The following is a 1706-nucleotide window of genomic DNA, read 5'->3' on the forward strand; positions in this document are numbered from 1 at the left end:
TGGGGGCGGACATGGTAGCAGACCAGCGGGGCGTCCGGGTCGAACCGACAACTGCTCTACCCACCGACGCGGAAATTCTTGCGCAACTCGATCGAATTCGGTTCAGCACCGAGTTCGATGCGCCGGACCGTGCGCGCAAGTTCCTGGCGTACGTCATTGAGGAGACCGTTGCAGGCCGGGCCGACCGTATAAAGGCGTATTCGATAGCAACCGAGGTCTTCGGTAGAGATTCCTCTTTCGACGCTCAAACGGATCCAGCGGTGCGGATCGAAGCGGGCCGTTCGTCGCGCGCTCGAACGCTACTATCTCGTGTCGGGCCGCAACGACCCGATCGTGATCAGGATACCGAAAGGCGCCTACGTGCCAATGTTCGAAAGGCGCGTCGACGCGCAGAGCGCGGCTGACCTCGGTCCCTCTTTAAGCGCCAGATTGGATTCTTCCGTTCAACATTTTCGACGATGGATTTGGTTCGGAATTGCGGCGCTTACTTTTGCCCTTGGCGGCCTGGCAGCAAGTGCTCTCCTTCGCCCTTCTATCACTGCAGACCACGACGCGAACACCGGCCGCATTCGGCCTAACATCCCGAAACTGGTTGTCGCGCCGTTTGAGGATCTCTCCGGAACACCAGACTCGGCGATGATAACGCGAGGACTCGCCGACGAGGTCGTCAGCAAGATTGCCAAGTTCAAGGAGATCATCGTCGTCACCCGTGAAAACCCCGATGACTCGTCGGACACCGACGGCGGACCAGCCTATGCGCTGGAGGGGCGGGTTCGCCTCGATGGCGAAAGGCTTCGGCTCGGGATAAGACTCATACTACGGTCCGACGGGTCGGTGATGTGGGCAAACAACTATGACGAGAGCTTAGCAACGCATAAGATCATCGAACTGCAGGAGAAAGCCGCCGCCGCCGTGGCGACCGCCGTGGCACAACCCTACGGCGTTGTTTTCCAGGCGAATGCCACGCAGTTCACGCAGTCAACTCCGGACGATTGGGAAGCATATGCGTGCACCTTGGCCTACTATGGTTATCGCAGCGATTTGAACCCGCAAACGCATGCGTCCGTTCAGGAATGCCTTCAGCACGCGACCCGGCAATTCCCGAACTACGCTACGGCTTGGGCGCTTCTGTCAATGACCTATATCGACGAGCTTCGTTTCCGGTATCGTCTTGATCGGTCGTCCCCGGTGTCGCTGGAGCGGGCGATCGAGGCAGCGGTACGCGCCGTGGAACTGGATCCCCAGGACGTACGCGCCCTGCAAGCACAGATGCTCACTCTTTTCTTCCGGGGCGAAGTCGACGCTGCCTTGGCGGTGGGGGCGCGCGCATTTGCCATCAATCCTAACGACACTGAACTCGCCGGCGAATATGGTTTCCGGCTTGCTCTGTCGGGTCAGTGGCATCCTGGTTGCGAGCTCTTGTCGGAAACCGTCGCGCGGAACCCAGGCCCGGTAGGGTATTTTGAGGCGGCCTTGGCGGTCTGCGCCTATATTAGAGGCGACTACGTGGCCGCTGAGCGATGGGCGCACTTGGCCGACCTTCGCGCCAATCCGATTTATCGCGTCATATTGCTTGCCATTCTTGGGAAGCTCGGCAAGTCGGACCAGGCACACGAAGAAGAGAAATGGCTGAAAACGAACGTTCCAGGGTTCCTCGAGAACATCCGAAAGGAGGTCGCCTTGCGAATTCGTCGTCCTGAGGACCA

General features: G+C 59.4%; 1 pseudogene. It reads left to right on the forward strand.

The window, feature by feature from the left end:
* Positions 1 to 11: 11 nt before the first annotated feature.
* Positions 12 to 1706 (forward strand): annotated as a pseudogene (locus ILFOPFJJ_RS34530) (hypothetical protein); the annotation flags it as partial.

Source organism: Sinorhizobium psoraleae, assembly GCF_013283645.1.
Lineage (GTDB): Bacteria > Pseudomonadota > Alphaproteobacteria > Rhizobiales > Rhizobiaceae > Sinorhizobium > Sinorhizobium psoraleae.